At 66.2% G+C, this 13,534-nt stretch carries 15 protein-coding genes; 10 read left to right on the plus strand and 5 right to left on the minus strand.

Annotated features, from left to right (window positions below):
- Positions 1-3: 3 nt before the first annotated feature.
- The gene (locus AB4Y42_RS20085) at positions 4-198 is read right to left on the minus strand and encodes a DUF2905 domain-containing protein (RefSeq protein WP_158758829.1); all 195 of its coding nucleotides are present in this window, start codon (positions 196-198) and stop codon (positions 4-6) included.
- An 18-nt stretch (positions 199-216) separates the two neighbouring features.
- The gene (locus tag AB4Y42_RS20090) at positions 217-1,419 is read right to left on the minus strand and encodes a class I SAM-dependent methyltransferase (RefSeq protein ID WP_368682608.1); all 1,203 of its coding nucleotides are present in this window, start codon (positions 1,417-1,419) and stop codon (positions 217-219) included.
- 52 nt (positions 1,420-1,471) lie between these two features.
- Between AB4Y42_RS20090 and AB4Y42_RS20095 the strand changes: the two genes are divergently transcribed.
- The 8 genes from AB4Y42_RS20095 (at position 1,472) to AB4Y42_RS20130 (ending at position 8,999) form a co-directional block, all read left to right on the plus strand.
- Positions 1,472-2,290 (plus strand): SDR family oxidoreductase, encoded by an 819-nt coding sequence (locus tag AB4Y42_RS20095; RefSeq protein ID WP_368695122.1) that lies wholly within the window; start codon positions 1,472-1,474, stop codon positions 2,288-2,290.
- Positions 2,291-2,493: 203 nt separating this feature from the next.
- Positions 2,494-2,889, plus strand: coding sequence for a dihydroneopterin aldolase (locus tag AB4Y42_RS20100; RefSeq protein ID WP_028203420.1), 396 nt, complete (start codon positions 2,494-2,496; stop codon positions 2,887-2,889).
- Between the two features lie 3 nt (positions 2,890-2,892).
- Complete coding sequence (gene ttcA / locus AB4Y42_RS20105) at positions 2,893-3,864, plus strand: tRNA 2-thiocytidine(32) synthetase TtcA (RefSeq protein WP_368695096.1); 972 nt, start codon at positions 2,893-2,895, stop codon at positions 3,862-3,864.
- Between the two features lie 201 nt (positions 3,865-4,065).
- Positions 4,066-5,427, plus strand: a complete 1,362-nt coding sequence (gene glmU, locus AB4Y42_RS20110) for a bifunctional UDP-N-acetylglucosamine diphosphorylase/glucosamine-1-phosphate N-acetyltransferase GlmU (RefSeq protein ID WP_368695097.1) — start codon at positions 4,066-4,068, stop codon at positions 5,425-5,427.
- Positions 5,428-5,504: 77 nt separating this feature from the next.
- Entirely contained in the window at positions 5,505-7,331 is a 1,827-nt protein-coding gene (gene glmS, locus AB4Y42_RS20115; protein WP_368695098.1) for a glutamine--fructose-6-phosphate transaminase (isomerizing), read from the plus strand.
- 282 nt (positions 7,332-7,613) lie between these two features.
- On the plus strand, positions 7,614-8,381 hold the full coding sequence (locus AB4Y42_RS20120) for an NAD-dependent deacetylase (protein ID WP_368692296.1): 768 nt from the start codon (positions 7,614-7,616) through the stop codon (positions 8,379-8,381).
- Positions 8,382-8,499: 118 nt separating this feature from the next.
- A complete protein-coding gene (locus AB4Y42_RS20125) occupies positions 8,500-8,682 on the plus strand; it encodes a CinA family protein (protein ID WP_368695099.1) in 183 nt (60 codons plus the stop codon).
- Positions 8,679-8,999: a CinA family protein gene (locus AB4Y42_RS20130; RefSeq protein WP_368695100.1), complete on the plus strand. Its 321-nt coding sequence runs from the start codon at positions 8,679-8,681 to the stop codon at positions 8,997-8,999. The genes AB4Y42_RS20125 and AB4Y42_RS20130 overlap by 4 nt, the downstream gene beginning before the upstream one ends.
- Positions 9,000-9,443: 444 nt before the next feature.
- Here the strand turns inward: AB4Y42_RS20130 and AB4Y42_RS20135 are convergent, their stop codons facing one another.
- Positions 9,444-10,409: a DMT family transporter gene (locus tag AB4Y42_RS20135; protein ID WP_368695101.1), complete on the minus strand. Its 966-nt coding sequence runs from the start codon at positions 10,407-10,409 to the stop codon at positions 9,444-9,446.
- 425 nt (positions 10,410-10,834) lie between these two features.
- On the opposite strand from AB4Y42_RS20135, the gene AB4Y42_RS20140 reads away from it, so the two are divergent.
- Complete coding sequence (locus tag AB4Y42_RS20140; protein WP_028203426.1) at positions 10,835-11,056, plus strand: hypothetical protein; 222 nt, start codon at positions 10,835-10,837, stop codon at positions 11,054-11,056.
- A gap of 72 nt (positions 11,057-11,128) precedes the next feature.
- Here AB4Y42_RS20140 and AB4Y42_RS20145 read toward each other — a convergent pair whose 3' ends face one another.
- The gene (locus tag AB4Y42_RS20145) at positions 11,129-11,413 is read right to left on the minus strand and encodes a hypothetical protein (RefSeq protein ID WP_368692293.1); all 285 of its coding nucleotides are present in this window, start codon (positions 11,411-11,413) and stop codon (positions 11,129-11,131) included.
- Positions 11,414-11,530: 117 nt separating this feature from the next.
- A complete protein-coding gene (locus tag AB4Y42_RS20150) occupies positions 11,531-12,349 on the minus strand; it encodes a Mut7-C RNAse domain-containing protein (protein ID WP_368692292.1) in 819 nt (272 codons plus the stop codon).
- A gap of 137 nt (positions 12,350-12,486) precedes the next feature.
- Here AB4Y42_RS20150 and AB4Y42_RS20155 point away from each other — a divergent pair, with 137 nt between their 5' ends.
- Positions 12,487-13,359, plus strand: coding sequence for an NAD(P)-dependent oxidoreductase (locus AB4Y42_RS20155; RefSeq protein ID WP_368695102.1), 873 nt, complete (start codon positions 12,487-12,489; stop codon positions 13,357-13,359).
- Positions 13,360-13,534: the final 175 nt, after the last annotated feature.

The following is a 13,534-nucleotide window of genomic DNA, read 5'->3' on the forward strand; positions in this document are numbered from 1 at the left end:
CGCTCAGAGCACGCGCACGAGAAACGAAAGCGCCATCGAAAGCACGAGCGTCGACATGAACGGCAGCGGATATTCGCGGCCGAAAATGCGCAGCGTGATGTCGCCCGGCAGCCGCCCGATGCCGAGCTTTCTGAGCCAGGGCTGGGCGCTCGAGAGAATCGCCACGGCGATGAAGGTGGTGAGAAACCAGCGGATCATGGTCGCGTGGCGTGAGCCTCAGAGTGTATGGCTGCGGTCGCCGCGCGCAAACGCCGCGATGGTCTCGTCGATGCCGCGCGAAAACGCGATCACCTTGAACAGCTCGCCCATCTCGCTTTCCGATACGAGTTTCTGCACCGCGTTCGCGGCCGGCAGAAAGCGCTGCGCGTCGTGCGGATCGATCTCGCTCAGCACGTCGGTAATGCCCGCGTTCATCAGAAAGCGCGCCTGTGTCGTATAGCCGAGCAGGTCCGCGCCCGCTTCGACGCCCGCTTCGGCAATGCCCGTGAATTCCACGTGCGCGGTGATGTCCTGCAAACCGGGATAGAGGAACGGGTCGCCATGCGCGCGGTGCCGGTAGTGGCACATCAGTGTGCCTTGCGCGCGCTGCGCATGGTAGTACTCGTGGCGCGGAAAGCCATAGTCGATGAAGAAAGCCGCGCCGCGCTGGAGCATCGCGCAAACCGTGCGCGTGAAGGCGAGTGCGGCTTCGTGCGTTTCGGTCACGTAGTCTTCGCTGCCTTCCACGCCTGCGAGCGCGCTCTCGGGCCAGTTGGCATCGCGCCCGGAGTTCGCCGGCTGATCGGAAAAGACGAAGGCGCCTTCTGCGTTTGCGCTCACGCCGCGCTCGTGCCAGACGGCGTCCTTGCGCGAGAAGAGGCGCACCGGCATGGCGTCGAGCACCTCGTTGCCGATCACCACGCCTTCGAACTGCGCGGGCAGCGCATCGAGCCACGTTACGCGACTCAGCAGTGCCGGCGCGAGCTGCACGATGGTCTTGCGCTGGCGCTCGCGCAACTCGCCCGACAGATCGACGATGGCGTAGGAGTCGAACGCCACGCCTGCTGCGTCGAGTGCGAGCATCAGACCCGCCGCGAGGCGGCCCGTGCCCGCACCGAATTCCATCAGACGGTGCGTGCCGCTGGCGGCGAGCGCTTCGCCCACGGCGCGCGCGAGCGTCGCGGCAAAGAGCGGCGAAAGCTCGGGCGCGGTCACGAAGTCGCTGCCGTCGTCGGCAAAGAGGCCGAATTTGCGTGCGCCGCCGCCGTAGTAGCCGAGTCCCGGCGCATAGAGTGCGCGCTCCATGTAGCGGTCGAACGGGAGCCACCCGCCCGCCGCGGCGATCTCGGCGCGCAACGTGGCCGCGAGCGCCTCGGACTGCGCGAGCGCGATCGGCTCGGGAACAGGTAAACTATCGGGTTCGTGAGCTTTCGGATTCATCCCGGCATTGTAAATGAGCGCAACTCCCGGCATCCGCCCGGCTGACGCCGACATGAGTGCATCCGACAACGGATCGCGCCCCGATTTTGGCGTAGCGGCGCCCGTCGTGCTGGTCACGGGCGGAGCACGCCGTATTGGCCGCGAGTTCTCGCTCGGCTTTGCGCAGCGCGGCTGGGACGTCGCGGTTCATTACGGCGAGTCGCGCGAGGCCGCCGACGAAGTCGTCGCGCAGATCGCGGCGCTGGGCCGCCGGGCTGTGGCGCTGCACGCCGACCTCGGCGACGAAGCCCAGGTGGCGCGGCTCGTGCCGGATTGTGTCGCGGCGCTCGGTCGTCCGGCGTGCGTGCTCAACAATGCCTCGCGCTTCGACGAGGACACCGCGCAGGATGTGGGCTACGCGAAGCTGCTGCAACTCATGGCGATCAACGTGGGCGCGCCGCTCGTACTCGCGCGCACGCTGTACGAGGCAACGCCCGAGGCGGCGGCGGACGACGAGACGCTGCGCACGTGTGTGATCAACGTGCTCGACCAGAAGCTGTACAACATGAATCCCGACTATCTGTCGTACACGCTGACGAAGGCCGCGCTGCAGAACGCCACCGTCGCGCTCGCCCAGGCGCTCGCGCCGAAGGTGCGCGTGGTGGGGCTCGCGCCCGGCCTCACGCTGCAGTCGGGCGACCAGACGCCGGCGAGCTTCGCCGCCGCGCACCAGGTCACGCCGCTCAAGCGCGCGTCGCGGCCCGCCGATCTCGTGGAAGCCGCGCTGTATCTGGCGCGGGCAACCGGCGTGACCGGCACGACGCTCGTCGTGGACGGCGGCCAGCACCTCGTCCCGCTACCGCGCGACGTGATGTTTTTGACGGGCGGCTGACGCCCGAACGTGGGTTGCAACAAGATTTGCAACTAAATGCATAGTCCGCTGCGCGCAGAACTGCGAGCGAGCGGTGCTGACGAAGACAAAGGAACGCGAGCCGCCGCGCACGAGCGGTTTTGCAGACCGGCTGAACGACCCGCCGGGCGCGCCGCGCCGGCATACGTGCGAGAGAACGCACGCTTTTATCGACTGGAACCCGTATGTCCACCGTATTGCTTCACCCCCGGCTCGCCGACTGCCGCCGGCTTTTCCTGCGCGACTACGAAGTGCACATCAACATCGGCGTGCATGACTTCGAGAAGCGCGGCGAGCAGCGCGTCGTCATCAATGTCGACCTGTTCGTGCCGCTTGCTTCGACCACGCCGCAAGAGGACAAGCTGCGCGAAGTCGTGGACTACGACTTCATGCGCTCGACCGTTGCCGAACGCGTGGGCAAGGGCCATATCCATCTGCAGGAGACGCTCTGCGACGATCTCGCCGCCGCGCTGCTTTCGCACGAACTCGTGCGGGCGGTGCGCGTCTCGACCGAAAAGCCCGACGTTTATCCGGACTGCGACGCGGTGGGCGTCGAGGTCTTTCGCATCAAAGAGGACTGATTCATGAACGCCCCCGAAACGCTACCCGTTGGCGAGGACGCCGCGACCGAAGAAACGGGCCGCCAGGCGCTCACGCGCCGCGAGCAGAAGGAAGCCTACGAGAACAACAAGCTGTTCAAGCGCATCGTGCGTCAGGTCGGCCAGGCGATCGGCGACTACAACATGATCGAGAACGGCGACAAGGTCATGGTCTGCCTGTCGGGCGGCAAGGACAGCTACGCGATGCTCGACGTGCTGTTGCGCCTGCGCGAGCGCGCGCCGATCGACTTCGAGATCGTGGCCGTGAACCTCGACCAGAAGCAGCCAGGCTTTCCGGAGCACGTGCTGCCGGAATATCTCGACAAGGTAGGCGTGCCGTACCACATCGAGAACCAGGACACGTACAGCATCGTCAAGCGTCTCGTGCCTGAAGGCAAGACGACCTGCTCGCTGTGTTCGCGCCTGCGCCGCGGCATTCTGTACCGCGTGGCGGGCGAACTGGGGGCGACCAAGATCGCGCTCGGCCATCATCGCGACGACATTCTGCAGACGCTGCTGCTGAACCTGTTCTACGGCGGCAAGCTCAAGGGCATGCCGCCCAAGCTGCAGTCCGACGACGGCAAGAATGTCGTGATCCGGCCGCTTGCCTACGTGAAGGAAACCGATCTCGAGAAGTACGCGGTGCTGCGCGAATTCCCGATCATTCCGTGCAACCTGTGCGGCAGCCAGCCGAACCTGAAGCGCGCGGAGATGAAGGCGCTGATCCGCGAGTGGGACAAGCGCTTCCCGGGCCGCGTGGAGAACATGTTCAACGCGCTCGGCAACGTCGTGCCTTCGCACCTCATGGACGCGAACCTGTTCAACTTCGCGGACCTGCGCGCGACGGGCGTGGCCGATCCGGCGGGCGACATCGCGTTCGACGAAGAGCCGTGTTCCACCGACCCCACGCCTGCGGAAGGCACGGCCATCAAGTTCACGCCGTTCGACGATCTTTGAACCGTCCTTTAAGTCGTCCCCGCGGTTCGACTCAAACGCTCCGACCCCGCATCGGAGCGTTTTTTACTTCTGCCTGTCGATCCGAAGAAAAGCAGTTGTAAAACAATGTTTTTCGGGGCACGAGAGCCCGGCCGGCCGGCGTGTCGGGGATATCCCGCATGCTAAAATCGGCCGCTTCATCCTCATTCAGTCACTGATGCAATGAACATCGTGATCCTCGCGGCAGGCATGGGCAAACGCATGCACTCCGCGCTGCCGAAAGTGCTCCATCCGCTCGCCGGCAAGCCGCTCCTCTCGCACGTCATCGATACTGCCCGCACGCTCTCGCCCACGCGCCTCGTCGTCGTGGTCGGCCATGGCGGCGAGGCCGTGCGCGAAACCGTCGGCGCGCCCGACGTCCAGTTCGCGCTGCAGGCGCAGCAGCTCGGCACGGGCCACGCGCTCGCGCAGGCGCTACCGCTGCTCGATGCGAACGTGCCCACGCTCGTGCTCTACGGCGACGTGCCGCTCACGCGCGCGTCGACGCTCAAGCGTCTCGTCGACACCGCTGGCGAGAACGGCTACGGCATCCTCACCGTCACGCTCGACGACCCGACCGGGTACGGCCGCATCGTGCGCGACGCGGCGGGCAAGGTCGAGCGCATCGTCGAGCAGAAGGACGCGAACGAAGCGCAGCGCACGATCGCCGAGATCAACACGGGCATCGTCGTGACGCCGACCGCGCCGCTCGCGGGCTGGCTCGCCGCGCTGAAGAACGACAACGCGCAGGGCGAGTACTACCTCACCGACGTGGTGGAAGCTGCGATCGCCGCCGGTCATCCGGCCGTGACCGCGCAGCCCGACGACGAATGGGAAACGCTCGGCGTGAACAGCAAGCAGCAGCTCGCCGAACTCGAGCGCGTGCATCAGCGCACGGTGGCCGAAGCGCTGCTCGTCGCGGGCGTGACGCTCGCGGACCCGGCGCGCATCGACGTGCGCGGCTCGCTTAAGTGCGGGCGCGACGTGTTCATCGACGTGAACTGCGTGTTCGAAGGCGAGGTGACGCTGGCGGACAACGTGAGCGTGGGCCCGAACTGCGTGATTCGCAGCGCGTCGATCGGCGCGGGTACGCGTGTGGACGCCTACACGCATATCGAAAACGCGGCGGTCGGCGCGAACGCGGTGCTCGGGCCGTATGCGCGTCTGCGTCCCGGCGCGAAGCTCGCCGATGAAGTTCACGTGGGCAACTTCGTCGAGGTTAAGAACGCGAACATCGGCGTGGGCTCGAAGGCGAATCACCTGAGCTACGTGGGCGACGCAGACATCGGCGCGGGCGTGAACATCGGTGCGGGCACCATCACCTGCAATTACGATGGCGCGAACAAGCACCGCACGATCATCGAGGACAACGTGTTCGTGGGTTCGGATACGCAGCTCGTCGCGCCCGTGCGCGTGGGCCGCGGCGTAACGATCGCGGCGGGCACGACGGTGTGGAAGGACGTGCCGGAAGCCACGCTCGTGCTCAACGAAAAAACGCAGATCGCGAAAACCGGCTACGTTCGCCCGGTGAAGAAAAAGAACTGAACGGTTGAATTGCGGGCGCCGCCTATTGCGCGACAAGCGCGCGGCGCCCACGCCTCTCATTGCAAAGGATCGAATCCATGTGCGGCATCGTCGGCGCGGTTGCGCAACGTAACATCGTTCCCGTCCTGATCGAAGGACTGCGGCGGCTCGAATATCGCGGCTACGACTCGTGCGGCGTGGCCGTCGTGACGGCCGACGGCCCGCAGCGCGTGCGCAGCGTCGCGCGCGTGGCCGAGCTCGACGAGCAGGTGCGCGAGGCGCACTTCGAAGGCGTGACCGGGATCGCGCATACGCGCTGGGCCACGCACGGCGCGCCCACGGTGAACAATGCGCACCCGATCTTCTCGCGCGACACGCTCGCGATCGTGCACAACGGCATCATCGAGAACTACGAGTCGCTGCGCGAAATGCTGCGCACGAAGGGCTACGAGTTCGTTTCGCAGACCGACACCGAAGTCATCGCCCATCTGATTCACAGCCTGTATCAGGGCGACCTGTTCGCCGCCGTGCGCGCGGCCGTGCAGCAGCTCGCGGGCGCGTACGCGATCGGCGTGGTGCACAAGAGCCAGCCGCATACGGTGGTCGGCGCGCGCGCCGGTTCGCCGCTCGTGGTGGGCTATGGCAAGGGTGAGAATTTCATCGCGTCGGACGGGCTCGCCATTGCGGGCAGCGCCGAGCACATCAGCTATCTGGAAGAAGGCGATGTGTGCGAGATCACGCTGGAAGGCGTGCGCATCGCCGATCGCGCGGGCAACATCGTGACGCGCGAAGTGCGCGACGTGCAGGCCTATGGCGCCTATGGCGGCGCGGTCGATCTCGGCCCGTATCGCCACTACATGCAGAAGGAAATCTTCGAGCAGCCGCGCGCGATCTCCGACACGATTCCGGCCACCGACGCCTTCACGCCCGAACTCTTCGGCGAGAACGCGGGCGAGGTGTTCAAGGGCATCGACAGCATCCTGATTCTCGCGTGCGGCACGAGCTACTACGCGGGCCTCACGGCGAAGTACTGGCTCGAGTCGGTGGCGAAGATCCGCACCGATGTCGAGATCGCGAGCGAATACCGCTATCGCGAGTCGGTGCCGAATCCGCGCGCGCTCGTCGTGACGATCTCGCAGTCTGGCGAAACCGCCGACACGCTCGCCGCGCTCAAGCACGCGCAGTCGCTCGGCATGGCGCACACGCTCGCGGTGTGCAACGTGGCGACGAGCGCGATGGTGCGGCTCACCGCACTCAAGTTCCTCACGCATGCAGGGCGCGAGATCGGCGTGGCGTCGACGAAGGCGTTCACGACGCAGCTCGTCGGCCTCTTCATTCTCGCCGTCACCCTCGGCAAGCTGCGCGGCCATGTGAACGCCGAACAGGAAACCGCCTACCTGAAACTGCTGCGCCACCTGCCGGCCGCGCTCAACGGCGTGCTCGCGCTGGAGCCGCAGATCATCGCGTGGTCCGAAGAGTTCGCGCGCAAGGAAAATGCGTTGTTCCTCGGGCGCGGGCTGCATTATCCGATCGCGCTCGAAGGCGCGCTCAAGCTCAAGGAAATCTCGTACATCCACGCCGAGGCGTATCCGGCCGGCGAGCTCAAGCACGGGCCGCTCGCGCTCGTGACCGAGGCGATGCCCGTGGTGACGGTCGCGCCCAACGACGCGCTGCTCGAGAAGCTCAAGTCGAACATGCAGGAAGTGCGCGCGCGCGGCGGCCAGCTGTACGTGTTCGCCGATGCCGATACGCACATCACGAGCGAAGACGGCATCCACGTGATCCGCATGCCGGAACACTACGGGCTGCTGTCGCCGATCCTGCACGTCGTGCCGCTGCAACTGCTCGCGTATCACACGGCGTGCGTGCGCGGCACCGATGTGGACAAGCCGCGTAACCTCGCGAAGTCGGTGACGGTGGAGTGAGGGTGTTCGTACGCTGAACGCGCCGGTCGAAAAAGGGGATGCCATCGCGGCATCCCCTTTTTATTGGGCCAATCTATTGGGTCGATCGCAGCAGGAGGTGCTCAGAGGCCGCTCAGGCGGCTGCCGCGGGTCAGTGCGTGGGCTGGGGTGACCAGACGCGCTGCGGCGCCTCTGGGGGCGCGTAACGCGCTCGTCTGGACCTTGCGCCTGTGCGCCATGGCGAACCTCTGCCGAAACGCCGCTGGACGGTCATAATGTCGCCGTTCGATCAAGGAGACGAAAGTGGCAAACGTGGCGCAATCCCGGCAACCGGGGCAGTCCGGCAGACTCCCCCGCCTGTTCGTGTTTTCCGGTGCGGGGCTGTCTGCGGAAAGCGGCATTTCGACGTTCCGCACCGGCGACGGCATCTGGTCCCACGCGAGCATTGACGAGGTCTGCAATTACCTCACGTGGCGCCGCAACCGGCCCGCGGTGTTCCGTTTCTACAATCAGCGCATCGCCGAATGCGGCGACGCGCGCCCGAACGCCGCCCACGAACGGCTCGCGAAATGGCAGGACGCATGGGGCACGGAGCGCGTGCATCTCGTCACGCAGAACATCGACGACATGCTGGAGCAGGCCGGCGCGCGCCAGGTGACGCATCTGCACGGCGACATGATTTCGCTGCTGTGCACCGACTGCGACTATCGGTTTCCCGTGTCCGGCCGCGCGCTCGATCCGCAGGCGGCCTGTCCGTCGTGTGGGCAGGTGGAGGGCGTGAAGCCCGGCGTAGTGTTCTTCAACGAGGCCGCGCCCGAGTACGAGACGCTCTGGCGCATTCAGGGCGACATGACGCCGGACGATCTCTTCATCGCTGTGGGCACCGCGTTCGAGGTGATCCCGCCCGAGCGGCTTCTGCCGCCTGCGCGTTGCGGGCACTACGCGCGCAATTTCCTCGTCGATCCGGCGCCACGGCGCACGGAATGCTTCGGCGTCGTCGAGGCCAAGCCCGCGACCATCGGTTTGCTCGATCTCGAGCCGACGATCGAGCGGATGATGACGGGCGACTAGCCCCCACGCTGTTCCTCACGCGATGCATTGAGCAAGGGCGTGCCTCCTCGGGAGGCACGCCCTTTTTTATTGCGCCTGCGTGCGACACTGGCTTTTTCCTGATCCATTCGTTGCCGTCATGAATATTGCGAAGCAGATCGTCGGTTATCTGAAGCCGCGCTCGCTCGTGCTCGTGAGCGTCGAAACCGGCACGGCCGGTGCGATCGGCGCGATGCTGGCCGACCAGCGCGGAGCGTCGGGTTGTCTCGATCTCGGTTGGGTGGCGCATCGCAAGCGGCGCTTGCGGCGCTGCCTGGCGTGAGTGCGCAGACGATCGAGCACAACGGCCTCGTTAGCGAAGCCTTGGCGCGTGAAGCCGCCGAAGGCGCGCTTGCGCGCAGCGCGGGACGCGCGAGCGTGGCGCTGGCGAGCATCGGCTGGTTCGCCGACGAAGACGACGAGCCAGGTGCAATCGTGACGCATTGCCTGGCGTGGGCATGCATCGAACGCGGCCGCGTGCATAGCGGGGGCGAGACGGTGTGCTTCTCCGGCAGGAGAAGCGAGATCCGCAGATCGATCGCGCGACGCGCGTTGCTCGGCTTGCCGCGATTCGTCGATGGTGTTCTTACGCGCGATTAAAACCGGAGTGGAATGACTTTGCCCGAATGCGCAGCACGCGAGCGCAGCGAGCGTCGCGTATATCCCCATAGTCTTTTCAGTATTTATATTTATAAGTAGTAGCAGTTAACAAGTCCTGGCATTAACTGTGGACAACACGAAAATTGCCTGTCGGCTCATACCGATGCAAAACGGATAGCCATGCGGACAAAGCTTGTACGCGTGGCGGAGCGGCTGGGATAACTTTTCAGGCCGCAACACCAGGTGCGTGGTTATCAAGAAGTGGTCCACAGGTCGTTCGCCAGGTCGTCCCCAGGTTGTCCAGAGGTGGGCGTGGATAACCTGGTTCGGCGCGGCGCAATCCAGCGTTATCCACACGAAAAAAAATGGCGTCGCTCGAAAGCGACGCCATTTGTCGAAACGGTGCGGAGCGCGATATCAACGCCGGGAAATCATGGCGCGTTTTTACGCCGTTTCGGCAGGTTGCGCAGCGGCGCGCTGCTTCGCGAGCATGCGCGCTTGCCAGGCCGGCAGCAGTTGGCAGGCGAGCAGGCCGGCGAGCATGAGCGCGCAGCCCACGAGTGCGCGCGGCGTGAGCGTTTCGCCGAGTGCGGCCCAGCCCGCGAGCGCGGCGAACACGCCTTCCATGCTGAAGATCACGGCGGCGTGCGCGGGCGCGGCGTCGCGCTGCGCGACGACCTGCAGCGTATAACCGATGCCCACCGAGAGCGCGCCGCCATACAGGATGGTGGGCGCGGCGCGCACGATGTCGGCCGCGCGCAGCGGTTCGCACGCGAGCCCGATCGCGAGGCACACCACGCCGCAGGCGACGAACTGCGCGATCGAAAGCGCGAGCGGATCGTGGCGCGGCGCGTAGTGGCCCACGAGCATGACCTGGATCGAGATCACGAGCGCGCAGCCGAGCTGATACCAGTCGCCGTACATCACCGAGAAGTGCTCGTTGATGCTGAGGAAGTAGAGCCCAACCGCAGCGAGCGCGGCGCCGAGCCATGTGCCGATGCCCGTGCGATGGCGCAGCAGCACGCCGAGCATCGGCACGATCACGACATAGAGCGAACTGATGAAGCCGGCATTGGCGATCTTTGTGTAGCCGAGCCCGATCTGCTGAAGCGAGATGGCAACGGCCAGCACGAGGCCGAGCACGGTGCCCGAGCGCAGCAGCGCGCCGTTGAACAGCGCCGGGGCCGCCGCCTTGCCGCTGTCTGCGGCGCCGCGCCGGCCGGTGTGGCGGCGTGCGAGCAGAAAGACCGAAACGACGCCGGCGCCGAGCAGGAAGCGCAGGCCGGTGAACAGGAACGGGCCGATGGCGTCGAGGCTCAGGCGCTGGGCGACGAACGCCGAGCCCCAGATGAGGGCGGCGGTCAGCATCAGCAGATTGGCGCGCAGGTGGCGGCGGGAGGCGGATTGCAAGCGGAGATCTCTTTTCGCGGGGAACGGGCGCGACAGCGTTTTCGACGGTTGGCGCGCGCGGCGCGCGGTGTCCCGCCTGGTGTCCTGTTGCGCAAGGGGCGCGGTGCCCCGTTTTTCGCGATTGCATCTGACTCGGGAGGTAATCTGGCCCGAATTCGTTCGGGGCAGGCCGATTCAGCGTATTACGTGAAAAAACAACGAACTTCCGGAAAACGGACGCGTAAATGCCGATCGTATCCGAATTGAAAGGGAATTGTCTCCCGGAAAATACACCCGGCCATTAGCGGATGACAAACGCCCTACGCTGCGTAATACTGCTTCGCGCGAAACGCCCGCCCAGATCGGCAAGCGGATCGTTTCGCGGTTTCACGCTGTTCTAATTCACAACGTGCCGGTCATTATTTGTCAGGTTTGGGGAACAACAGATGAAAAAGATTCTCGCCTCGCTCATCGCAGCATCGTTCGCACTGGTCACGGCTTCGGCATTCGCACAAGACGCTTCGGCTCCCGCAGCAACCGCACCGGCAGCCAGCGCGCCCGCAAAGGCCAAGAAGCAGCACAAGCAACTCAAGCACCACGGCAAGCGTGCCGCTGTGTCGGAAGGCGCATCGGCCGCCGGTACGGCAGACAAGGGCCAGGCAAACTAAAGCGCCCTTCAGTCGTAAAAAAGCCAGAGCATCTGCTCTGGCTTTTTTTGCGCGTTCGCTGCGGATGAGCGCTCAGGAAGCGTCGCGTGCGAGGCCGGCTTCCAGCAATTCCGTGAGCAGACCGCTCACGCCGCCCGGGTGACCCTCGGCGCGCGCCTTCAGCTTCTCGACGAGATCGGCGTTGAGCTTGCACGCGAAGGGCACGAGCCCTTGCGCCTGGTCCAGCTTGCGCTGTTCGCGACGGTCCAGCGCCGGTTGCGCCGAACCTTTGCCGAAACGGTCGGGCCCGTTCTTGTGCGTCGCTTGCATCAGTTTCAGCGCCTTGTTCTTCTCAAGGTCGGTTTTCTTCATGGCCATATGTCGTGCTCCGGTGTTGGGCGGTGGCGCGCATTGTACGCAAACCCCCGCGTGCGTCCATCGCGGCGACTGGCCTCCTGGACGTCTTTCAGCCGCATCGAGTACCCGTGAATACCACTACGCGCCGTCGCCGCGGTCCGGCCCCTCATGGCCGTTGTGGCGCTCGTGTCCGTTATGTGCCGCGTGCGCTTCGTCCGTGGGGCGCGTGAGGCCGTCGATCAGCGTGCGCATGCGCTGCCAGTGCGAGCCTTCCCAGAACACCCGCTGGCAGACGTCGCAGGTCACGAAGCGCGTCTGCCGGTCGTAGACGCCGGCGGGCACGCGCTCGCGCACCGCGGCGCGCTCGATCGGCCGCAGCGGCGCGTTGCACATGAGGCAGAGCCGGAACGGCCGCGCGCTCGACGCGAGGTCGAGCCGCTCGAAAATCTCGTGGACCTGGGCGCGCGGCTTGAGCGCGCGCACGTAGCAGCCGTGCGTGATGCTGCGCCGCTTGAGCAGCTCGCGGTCGCGCGTGAGGACGATGCGGTGTTCGGCGGAGGCGAGCGCCTCGATCTCGTCGTCGGGGAAGTGGTTGTCGTAGAGCGTATCGAAACCGGCCAGCCGCAGCAGTTGTGCGAGGCCGCCCAGATGCGCGTCGGCGACGAAGCGCAGTTCGCGCAGCGGTGCGTCGCGCACGCGCAGCAGCGGCCGGATGTCGAGCGCCTCGAACTTCGGGTAGACGGCCACGCGGTCACCGTCTGCGAGCGGATGGTCGAAACCCACCGATTCGCCATTCACGAGGATCAGCTCGACCTCCGTATGCGGCACGCCGAGCGCTTCGATCATGTGTTTCGCCGTGGCGTTGCGCGCGCAGGCGCAACTGAACGCACGCCGGCGCAGCGGCCGCGCAAGAAAGTCGTTCAGCTCCTCGTAAAAGCGGAAGGTGGCGGTGACCATGCAAAGCAGTATCGCACCGGCTGCCTGGGCGCGCGCGCGTTCGCGCGGCGTGAGAGCCCGCCTGCAGCGTGGCCCGCCTTGTGCTGTACTGCACCTTTGCCGCGGGTTTCCCCTCGTTTTTCATGGAAGGAGCAGCGATGGACATCGGATTTATCGGTCTTGGCGAAATGGGCGGCGCGATGGTCGGCAATCTGCTGAAGGCGGGCCACTCGGTGCGCGTGTGGAACCGTACGGCCGCGAAGGCGCAGGCGCTGGCCGACGCGGGCGCGCGCATCGTCGGCACGCCGGGCGAGGCCTTCGCCGGCGACGCCGTGCTCTCGATGCTCGCCGACGACGCCGCGCTGCGCGAGGTCATCGACGCGACGCTGCTCGACCACGCGCCACAGGGCCTCGTGCACGTGAACATGGCGACCATTTCCGTCGCGCTGGCCGAAGCGCTTGCGCAGGCCCATGCCGGGCGTGGCCTGCACTACGTGGCGGCGCCGGTGCTCGGGCGCCCGGACGCCGCGCAGGCGGCGAAGCTCACGATCATGGCGGCAGGGGCGGCCGAGGCGATCGACCGCGTGCAGCCGCTGTTCGACGTGATCGGCCAGAAAACGTGGCGCGTCGGCGCCGTGCCGCAGCAGGCGAACGTGATGAAACTCGCCGCGAACTTCATGCTGGCTGCGGCCGTCGAGTCGCTCGGCGAGGCCGCGGCGCTGCTCGACGGCTACGGCGTCGCGATGCGCGACTTCCTCGACGTCGTGACGGGCGGCCCGTTTCCGGGCCCGGTGTATGCGGGCTACGGCGGCATGATCGCGCAGCGGCGCTACGAACCCGCGCTCTTCAAGGCGCGCCTCGGCCTGAAGGACGTGCGGCTCGCGCTGGCCGCGGCCGACGCCGCCGCGACGCCGATGCCGCTCGCGAGCGTGCTGCGCGACAGCCTGCTCGAAGCCGTCGCCCACGGCGACGGCGACTCCGATTTCGCCGTGCTTGGCAAGGTGGCCGCGCGGCGCGCGGGCCGCGCCTGACGAGTCTGCGTGAAATGAAGGGGCGCAATGAGGCGCGGCGAACGTTCGGGGGCGTTTTGCGATCAAAATCTTCAGACGACCGCGCGGTGACGCACAAAGACCCGGCGTGCGGCTGAGCACAATGTGACGCATCTCGATGGATGGCGGCCGGGTTGGCGGCGCCGCCCGCGATGTG

Origin of the sequence: Paraburkholderia sp. EG286B (genome assembly GCF_040965655.1) — a bacterium.
Taxonomy (GTDB): Bacteria; Pseudomonadota; Gammaproteobacteria; order Burkholderiales; family Burkholderiaceae; genus Paraburkholderia.

Bases quoted from the DNA above. Each gene is read 5' to 3' on its own strand.
- AB4Y42_RS20085 (WP_158758829.1), bottom strand. From the start codon at position 198: ATGATCCGCTGGTTTCTCACCACCTTCATCGCCGTGGCGATTCTCTCG.
- AB4Y42_RS20090 (WP_368682608.1), bottom strand. From the start codon at position 1,419: ATGAATCCGAAAGCTCACGAACCCGATAGTTTACCTGTTCCCGAGCCG.
- AB4Y42_RS20095 (WP_368695122.1), top strand. From the start codon at position 1,472: ATGAGTGCATCCGACAACGGATCGCGCCCCGATTTTGGCGTAGCGGCG.
- AB4Y42_RS20100 (WP_028203420.1), top strand. From the start codon at position 2,494: ATGTCCACCGTATTGCTTCACCCCCGGCTCGCCGACTGCCGCCGGCTT.
- ttcA (WP_368695096.1), top strand. From the start codon at position 2,893: ATGAACGCCCCCGAAACGCTACCCGTTGGCGAGGACGCCGCGACCGAA.
- glmU (WP_368695097.1), top strand. From the start codon at position 4,066: ATGAACATCGTGATCCTCGCGGCAGGCATGGGCAAACGCATGCACTCC.
- glmS (WP_368695098.1), top strand. From the start codon at position 5,505: ATGTGCGGCATCGTCGGCGCGGTTGCGCAACGTAACATCGTTCCCGTC.
- AB4Y42_RS20125 (WP_368695099.1), top strand. From the start codon at position 8,500: ATGAATATTGCGAAGCAGATCGTCGGTTATCTGAAGCCGCGCTCGCTC.
- AB4Y42_RS20140 (WP_028203426.1), top strand. From the start codon at position 10,835: ATGAAAAAGATTCTCGCCTCGCTCATCGCAGCATCGTTCGCACTGGTC.
- AB4Y42_RS20145 (WP_368692293.1), bottom strand. From the start codon at position 11,413: ATGGCCATGAAGAAAACCGACCTTGAGAAGAACAAGGCGCTGAAACTG.
- AB4Y42_RS20150 (WP_368692292.1), bottom strand. From the start codon at position 12,349: ATGGTCACCGCCACCTTCCGCTTTTACGAGGAGCTGAACGACTTTCTT.
- AB4Y42_RS20155 (WP_368695102.1), top strand. From the start codon at position 12,487: ATGGACATCGGATTTATCGGTCTTGGCGAAATGGGCGGCGCGATGGTC.